Raw genomic sequence first — 7922 nt, 5'->3', positions numbered from 1 at the left:
TGGTGCGAAGCGCGCCGAGACCGAGGCGCTCTTGCGTGGTGCGCCACGCTTTCGCTTCTCGCGAGATGCTGTTCGCTCGGAGAAGGACGCGACGGCCCAGGGCCACGATCACCCTCGAATAGGGACGGAGTGCTGATGAAGCCGATAACCGGCTTCACTGTCGGCGCTCGGAGCTGGCTGTCACGTGGACGGTTGTGAGGTCGACATGGAATTGCATGGACTTGTAGGGGGTGTTGGCGGGGCCGGTGTTCCACTGGCTGATTACGAGGTGGACGTCGGCGAGGGTGGAGCCGGGCAGGATGTAGCCGCCGTAGAGCTGGGCGATCTGACCTTGGGTGTGGTCTTCCTGGCCCCAGGCGGTGCCCTGGGCGATCGTGGTGACGGGCGCGGTGGTCATGTCGGCGGTGGGTGATGGCAGGAGGCGCACGTCGATGCGGTAGTGGCCGGCGTCGAACAGGCTAAGCACCCAGTGGCCGTCGATGCGGCGCAGGCTCTGTTCGCCGAAGGCGCCGGGCAGGACGATTCCGGGCGGCTCTCCCCAGGCCCAGCCGCCGCTCGGGGTCCAGCCCCACGGTTGCCAGGCGTGGGGATCGGTGAGCTCGTCGACGCGGACCCGGGAGAGCATGAGTCCTTTGTCTCGCTTGAACCCGGTGGAGACGCAGTACAGGTAGCCGTCATCGCCGGGGCACCAGCTGAGGTTCTGGAACCAGCCGTTCCAGTGATCGCCGGGCCACCAGCAGCCCGTCGAGGACCAGTGTCGACCGTTGTCCAGCGAGTGGTAGAGCTCGGTGAAGTGGACGGTGCCGAGCCCTTCGCAGCCCATCACCTGTAGGTAGAGCACGTCGCCGAGACGGACCACGTCGCTGGGAAGCTGGGTGCTGATCGGGAAGCCGCGGATGCGGGTGTGGTGGGGTTGCGGGACGAGTTGGCCGGCGCGGGTGCTCGATCCGTCGGCTCCGGGGGCGGCGCCGGTCCAGCGCAGGCCGCGGGTCGAGGTGTCCGGGTCGGCGAACAGGGCCGTGGGTGCTCGCCAGCCCGAGCCGCCGGCCCGGAACTGGTCGAAGGTGTCACCGAACACGAGCAGGAGCCGACCGTCGGGGGTCAGGGTCGGCGCTCCCAGGTCGGTACCTCCGATGCCCCAGGCCGTGGAGCGCTCGGGCCCGGTCAGGTCGGTGACCTTGGCGGCCGGCACGAAGTGGGGCGCCGGTCCGGTCGATGGAGGCGGCGGCGGTGGGGGCGGGGACAGCTTGGGCGCGAGCGTCCGATCGAGCGCGGGCCCTCGGCCGAGGGCGGCGCTCCTGGCGGCCCACGCGATCAGGCTCGTGACCAGTCCCGTTAGGGCGTGTGCCGATCGCTCGACGACCGTCCTGACCTGGATCATGGGTTGCGCTCCTCACCCGACCTCGGACTGTGGCCCACCGCAGGGGCGCTCAACAGCCCAAGCGATGCTCCTATGTCAAGCCGCTGGCGCGAGAGCGCCCGTCCCGGAGTCGGCGCTGGCCTTGACGGTGCTTTCGTCGGCGCGCAGCGCGGTGAACACGGCGTCGGAGAGCCGGCGGCGCAGCAGACGCAACGCCTCGGTCCGGGTCTTGCCCGCGGCGGTGAGCTTGTCAAGGTAGGCCCGACCGGGGCCGAACCCGCGGGACTGGGTCACAGCGATCATGTGTAGGGCGGTGTTGATGGTGCGGTTGCCGCCGCGGTTGAGTCGGACCTTGCCGTCGCTGCGCCCGGACCAGACCGGGATTGGGGCGGTGCCGGTGAAGCGGGCGTAGGCATCCCGGCTGCGAAAGCGGTGCGCTCCGGCGGTCTCCCCGAGGATCATCGCTGCGCCCAACACACCGCAGCCCGGGACGGCCAGCAGGGTCGGCGCCAGACGATGCACCAGCGGCCGGAGCTCGACCTCGAGGGCGTTGATCTGGCGGGTGAGCTCGCGGCAGCGGCCGATGTGATCCCGCGCCAGCCGGGCCACGAGGCGATGGTCGTCGGCCAGCTGCGCCTCGAGCCGGTCGAGGACGCAGTAGCGGCGCAGCCCTCGCGAGGGCACGTGCAGAGCCGGGTCAAGTTCGTGCAGCCACCATCGCAGCCGAGCCTGCACCCGGGTGCGCTCGGAGACCAGGTCGCGGCGGTGGTCGACCAGCAGCTTGACCTCGCGGGCGGGTCCGTCGAGCTCGGCGACAGGCAGATCGGTGTGGCGCAGCGCGGCCACCGCGACCGCTTCGGCGTCGATCGGATCGGACTTGCCCGGACGTCGTCCACCCCGACGCCCGGCCATGAGCTGGGTCGGCACCCGGACCACGCGGTGTCCCGCGCCGAGCAGATCACGTTCAAGTCGACGAGTCAGGTGTCGGCAGTCCTCGAGCGCGAGCACACCTGCGGCCACTGACCCGACCAGGCGACCAGCTCGAGGTGAGCGTCGCTGGTCGTCCTGAGCGTCTTCTCCGCGACGCGACGCCCGAGCTCATCGAGCGCGACCACGGTGTGGCTGTGCTTGTGCGAGTCGACACCGATCATGACCACGGGCAGCTCCAGCAGTGAGGCGAGACGAGGGCCTCGGGACCGGCCGGCTGGTGGGCACGCCTCAGTCGAGCGAGAGCAGGCTCCTATCAGGCCACACCCGCCAGCCGATCCCGACGCCCGGCGGAGCCGCACATCGCCGGACAAGCCACCGACCGAAGGTCTGGGGCAGCGAAAAAACGAGCGAACCCCGCCGAGCAATGATCATCGTGGCACTGAGGCGAAAAAAGCACTCGCCGCCTTCAGGATTTCGTTCGCTCGGCGCAGCTCGGAGACTTCCTTGCGCAGCCGGCGCAGCTCCTCGTCCTCGGCGCTGGTCGGGCGGCCGTCGCGCTCGCCGGCGTCGGCCTCGGCCTGACGCACCCAGTTGCGCAGCGCCTCGTGATGCACTCCCAGCTGCTCGCCGAGCTGGCGGAACGTGGGCCGCGGGTTGCTCGTGCGGTAGAGCCGCACCGCTCGCTCGCGCAGCTCGTCGGGGTACTTCTTCGGTGCTGCCATCGGAGACTCCTTCACGGCCTACGGCCACGATCGTCGGTCTCCGAGCTAACGGGGGAACCTCACGGCGCTCTCCGTGGATATCAAGATCGGTGTCGTGTCCTGCGCGGTCGACCAGTGCTTCGCGAGCTGGCCGGCGGACGCGCGCGAAGGCCTTGCTGATCAGCTCCGTCGGCAGACGACGCACGAGACGCTCACCGTCGATTGAAGTCGGCCGGCCCTATCTCGTTCCGATTCGGAAAGAGCTCCCTTGCAGGCGACGCACACGCAATAGGTATGTCTGCGTAGCTCCTCCCACTTGGACATATGCGACAAAAGCAGGATATTAGTACACTTTGGCCGACCGGGGCGTGCCGAGTTGAGCTCGATGGGGGAATGCTTGTAGCCCGCGAGTCGAGATCGATCCTTGGTTAGGGGGCAGTGTCACGAAACTCTCTCACACCTTGCTGGCCACTGCCGCAGCCTTGCTCGGCACGTTCGCCCCTCCTTGAAACAGCACATGCCGCTCGCTACTCGTAACCGCCGCGTCAAACCTCGATGACACAGCGTACCGATCAGGGAGCGCTCAGGCTCCACCTCTAGTCTGATTGGGTAATCGTCAGAGCGGTCGACACCGAAGCTATGAGACGCTGAGTGATGAACTAGCGGTGCTGAGGGTGCGTCCGTGCTTCAGGGTGCTGATGGGCATGGTCTTGGACGGCAACGGCTTGGTTCTGATTGTTTGCCTCACAACAACGAGATGTATGGCGTTCGAAGGGCGACGACGATGGCTGGACGCCGACACCGAGTGCAGCGGTTGCTAGCTTGCCTGGCCGTGTTCTCCGGCCTGGCGCTCGTGGCGACGGGTTGCGCGGGCAGCCGGACCGAAGTGGTGGACCAGGCGGCCGTGCTTGCTCAGAGTTCTGTATACGTCCAGGACATGCCGGGCATCGATGGTATGACCTATAGGCAGGCTCTGCCGGGAATTCAGGCGCGCATCAGGGCAGCGTGCGGCGGAGGTCTATGCCTTAAGACCAAGGCTGTGCCGGACCGACCCGACTGCGCCGTCAACATGCGGTCGACTAACTACCCGCTTCCCGGTCGCTTCGCCCGTGGCGCCACCCTCCAGTTCCCCGTGACGTGTGGGGTCCTTCCTAGCGCCCCCGGGCGCAACACTCCCTCTTGTCCGCCCGGGAGCATGAGCTCGCCCGGGATGTCGGGGTGCAACATGGGCGGGCCGGAAACTGGCGGGGACGAACCAACCCCGACCCCATCTCATACACAGCGCCGCCATGTCCCACCGGCTCATGGTTCGACGGGGTAGAGCGATTCTCGAAGTACAGGCAGCCGGATCACGGAGTACCCGGCGCGGCAAGCAGGCGCTCGTTCTACAACGTGCAGAATCCTGGTCGCGCAGTCACAGTTCGCAGACCAGGCGTACTCCGATTCTCCCTGGCCAGCCTTCGAGGTCAGAGTCCATGCCGTCTCGGTAGGCCGCGCGACAGATGGCGGGATTGTGGGACCATGAACCGCCGCGCAAGACGCGAGTCGGCCCATTACTGGAGAACGGTTTTCCGTCATTGGGGACCTGACCGTAGCCCACTGGGCCGTTGTCAGCGCAATGCTCCCACACGTTCCCGTGCATCTCATGGAGACCAAAACGGTTCGGCGGGAACGTCCCGACTTTGGTGGTCTCGGTCTGCATCCATCCCGACGGGCCCTCGCCGTACTCCCCTAGCGTGTAGGTCACGTCGTTGTACGCCGCTCGAGTGATGTCGGGACTGCAGACAGCGAACGGCAGTCCACAATAGTTCGCGAGCTCCGGCGTCACCGTCGGGCCGAAGTGGAAGGGAGTCGTGGTATCGGCGCGGCACGCGTATTCCCATTCGACCTCGCTGGGTAGCCGCAGCGTGAAGCCGGTGAGGCTCGAGAGTCGCGCGCAGAATTCGGTGGCAGCCAGCCAGCTGATCGTCTCGACCGGTAGGTCGCCGTTACCCTTGAAGTGCGAGGGATAGGGACTCAAGGCCTGCTCAATGGGTCGCGGTACGGCGGCGACAACAGCAGCCCACTGAGCTTGGGTGACCACCGTTCGCCCCATCGCGAAGGTAGCGACATTGAAGGACTGCTGCGGGCCCTCGTTTGGTCGTCGGAGCAGCTCCGTGTCCGGAGAGCCGATCAGACGCCTACCCCCCGGCACGATCACGAACGGCATCTTCACCGGTCCGACGGGGATTTCGAAGGCGTCCACGGTCTGCACCTGATCGGGAAGCCGGGCACCCCTCGAGTCGACCTGAGCGGCCCAGACTTCGATCGGCTGCGTTTGGGGCGGTGTCGGTCCCGGCCAGGCTGCCCGCACACCCGCCCCCGCGGTGATGAGGAGCACTCCCGCCCCGACCAGCATCTGACGGCGTGTCAGCGTCGGCTTGTCAGGCTTGTCAGCTGGTAGCTGGTAGGGCTTCGCAAGCTTGTCGGGTTTCTCAGGCTTGTCGGGCTCCTCAGGGATATGGGGCTTCTCAGGGTGGTGGGGCTTCTCAGGTGGTAGCTGGAAGAGGCTGGGAATTTCTCCCCGGACGAACAGCACCGGTGTCCCGAATTCGGTTTCGTGACCGGCGGCGAGGATCGCGAGACGCGCGGTCGCCATCGCGCCATCAACTGGGTTGCCCTGGGCCAGGGCCCGGTAGAAACTCGTTGCAAAGCTCACGGCGGCATCGTCGGTGATCTCAAACTGCATTCCCACGATGGCCGGAATCCCGTGTTCCACCAGGGCGGAGGCGACGCCCGAGAAGGGGTCGACTGCTGATGTCCGCGCCCCCTCGCAGGAGTTGAGGACGACGAGGCGGAGGCTGATCTCGCCGTCGAGGAACCACCCGAGCTGCTCACCGGTGACCTCGTGCGGCATCTCGTCGTCCTTCTCCAGTACTACGATGCCGCCGGCCGTCGCGTCGTCGTAGGCGCCGTGACCGACGTAGTGCAAGACGTGGAAGTCGTCTGGAGCCGAAACCCGGTCGTTCAGCTTGGAGGCTGTGGCGGCCTCCAACCACTCCAGCTCGACCAGTCCGTCGCGCACCAGAGGGTCGAGGGCCTTCTCGAGGTTGGCGCGCTCCCGCCGGTAGTCGAGCATGGGGAACCTCCGCGGCGAGCTGACCACCGCCAGGATGCGCAACGGATACTCGATCGGCTGTGGCGGTCGCGGGTCGGTGAGGTCAAGGGACCGGACGACCGGAGTGAAGCGGGACTGGGCGAGGAAGTTGGGACGCTCGTAGAGGTACTCCCAGGGGACCGCCATCAGCGCGGGTGCGTCGTTGAGGACGAGATTGAGACGAAGGCCCCGGCCATGCGATTCCGCGCGGCGGCGGGCGTCTCGATAGATGTCACGCACGTTATCTTTCACGATGGCATTGAAGAGGCCCGAGCCCAAACGTTTGGCCTCGTCGAGCTCGGAACGTCTCCCCGACCGCACGGTGCGCCGCGGATGTCCGATGCGTTCGACGAGCTCGCCGAGAGCGTCGAGATCGAACGGCATGGCGGTCAGGAGCACGCCCGCAGCGCCGTCGGCTGCCCTGGCGTGGACACGGACGCTCCCATCGGATTCCTGCGTGATCCGCAGGACCAGCTCGTCGCACTCCGGCATCTCGCTTCCCCGGTCCCTGCTCGGCGTCGTCAGGGCCTCTCCGGTTCCCATCGCACGAGAACGCGGAAATTGGCCTCGCTGCCGGCGCTCGCAATGACGATCTTCGCGTCCGCCCTGATCTTCACAGAGAACTCGATCTCGATAGTCCGGGGTGACGACACCGAGGAGCGCAACTGGGTCACGACACCGTTGACTGCAGGCCCGATCTGCCCAAGGAGCGCCTCGAGCCGGACGCCCGACCTGGTGACCTCGTCCTCATAACGACCGCCGCGCGTGACTGAACCCGGTGTCGCCGGCGTAACCTCGACCAGAACCGAATCGTTTTGATCGATGGGGAATTCCAGATATCGCGTCACGGCGCTCCTGTCGGTTAGACATCCGATCTGCCGTGAGCAAGTGTGTCACCTTCAGCGTCGAACCTCCGATCGTTGTCCCCCGTCTGTCGCAACGAAGGGCGAGCGCACGTCATCCAGATGCGCACCCTCGGCGTGCGTTCTGCTACGGGGAGCAACGCCTCGGACCGCCCTCGGGTTGCCGCGCCCTGGCTGGCGCAACCCGCAGCCGTGTCGACCACGAGCACCTGGTCGAAGCTTTCGGAACTGACCTGGTCGACCGGACGTATTGACCTGCGACGGCGCTATGCCGGGCTGGGCCGCGAGCGCAGCGACGAGCAGATCGCCGAGGAGAACGAGGGCAGTGACAACGCGATCGCCCTGGTCGGCGACACGTGGCCGGAAATGTCGTCGCGGGGCGAGCAGCCCGATCTCCTGTCGACACCGACGAGCAGGGGCTGCCGGGTGCCGGCTGTGGCTCGACGCGCGCGGCTACGCATGGGCGTGGTGTCGGCCGGGCGGCCGTCAGCGGGAGCGGTGTAGAGGTCCCGTGCCAAGGACGCGGGACGAAGCGCGAGCAGTACTTATGCGACGGCGGGAGTGGTGGTGACGGGGGAGAGCCGGAGCTCGTTGAGAGCCGGAGCTCGTTGAGAGCCGGAGCTCGTTGAGAGCGTATTACTGAGGTCTGTCCTTCTCCTTCGCGCGTTCGGCTCGCGCGAGCTGACGTTCAAAGCGCTCAACGCTGCGCAGCTGCATTGTGATTCGTAGTCGCTCTGCCGCGGAGCTGATCGACACAATTCGAGGTGGTTGTTGCACCTCGAGGAACAGCCGTCTCTGCACAGCGCTCTGTGCGTCCCACGACAGTCTGCAGCTTCGACAATGCGATGGCCGAGTCGGTGATCGGGCTCTACAAGATCGAGTGCGTGCGCCGCGACGGTCCCTGGCGCACCGTCGACGACCTCGAGCTCGCC

The 7922-nt window shown here is 66.9% G+C and carries 6 protein-coding genes and 1 pseudogene; 2 read left to right on the top strand and 5 right to left on the bottom strand.

What is annotated here, in order from left to right; all coding sequences use genetic code 11:
- Nucleotides 1-154 precede the first annotated feature (154 nt).
- The 3 genes and pseudogenes from PHK61_RS31355 to PHK61_RS31345 form a co-directional block, all read right to left on the bottom strand.
- Nucleotides 155-1192, bottom strand: coding sequence for a DUF4185 domain-containing protein (locus PHK61_RS31355; protein WP_274284963.1), 1038 nt, complete (start codon nt 1190-1192; stop codon nt 155-157).
- Between the two features lie 264 nt (nt 1193-1456).
- On the bottom strand, nt 1457-2380 hold the full coding sequence (locus PHK61_RS31350) for a transposase (protein WP_274284962.1): 924 nt from the start codon (nt 2378-2380) through the stop codon (nt 1457-1459).
- A 350-nt stretch (nt 2381-2730) separates the two neighbouring features.
- A pseudogene (locus tag PHK61_RS31345) lies at nt 2731-3012 on the bottom strand (transposase); the annotation flags it as partial.
- 73 nt (nt 3013-3085) lie between these two features.
- Between PHK61_RS31345 and PHK61_RS31340 the strand changes: the two are divergent.
- The gene (locus tag PHK61_RS31340; protein WP_274284960.1) at nt 3086-3217 is read left to right on the top strand and encodes a hypothetical protein; all 132 of its coding nucleotides are present in this window, start codon (nt 3086-3088) and stop codon (nt 3215-3217) included.
- 1188 nt (nt 3218-4405) lie between these two features.
- Here the strand turns inward: PHK61_RS31340 and PHK61_RS31335 are convergent.
- Together PHK61_RS31335 and PHK61_RS31330 are read right to left on the bottom strand one after the other, a co-directional pair.
- On the bottom strand, nt 4406-6619 hold the full coding sequence (locus tag PHK61_RS31335) for an SUMF1/EgtB/PvdO family nonheme iron enzyme (protein ID WP_274284959.1): 2214 nt from the start codon (nt 6617-6619) through the stop codon (nt 4406-4408).
- A 29-nt stretch (nt 6620-6648) separates the two neighbouring features.
- Nucleotides 6649-6975, bottom strand: coding sequence for a CU044_2847 family protein (locus PHK61_RS31330; protein WP_274284958.1), 327 nt, complete (start codon nt 6973-6975; stop codon nt 6649-6651).
- Between the two features lie 207 nt (nt 6976-7182).
- Here PHK61_RS31330 and PHK61_RS31325 point away from each other — a divergent pair, with 207 nt between their 5' ends.
- Nucleotides 7183-7494, top strand: coding sequence for a hypothetical protein (locus PHK61_RS31325; protein WP_274284957.1), 312 nt, complete (start codon nt 7183-7185; stop codon nt 7492-7494).
- The last annotated feature ends 428 nt before the right edge of the window (nt 7495-7922 follow it).

Source organism: Actinomycetospora lutea (assembly GCF_028737205.1).
Classification (GTDB): Bacteria; Actinomycetota; Actinomycetes; order Mycobacteriales; family Pseudonocardiaceae; genus Actinomycetospora; species Actinomycetospora lutea.
This window is presented reverse-complemented; position numbering and strand designations above follow the sequence as displayed.

Coding starts and splice junctions, on each gene's coding strand:
- PHK61_RS31335 (WP_274284959.1), bottom strand. CDS start 6,619: ATGCCGGAGTGCGACGAGCTGGTCCTGCGGATCACGCAGGAATCCGAT.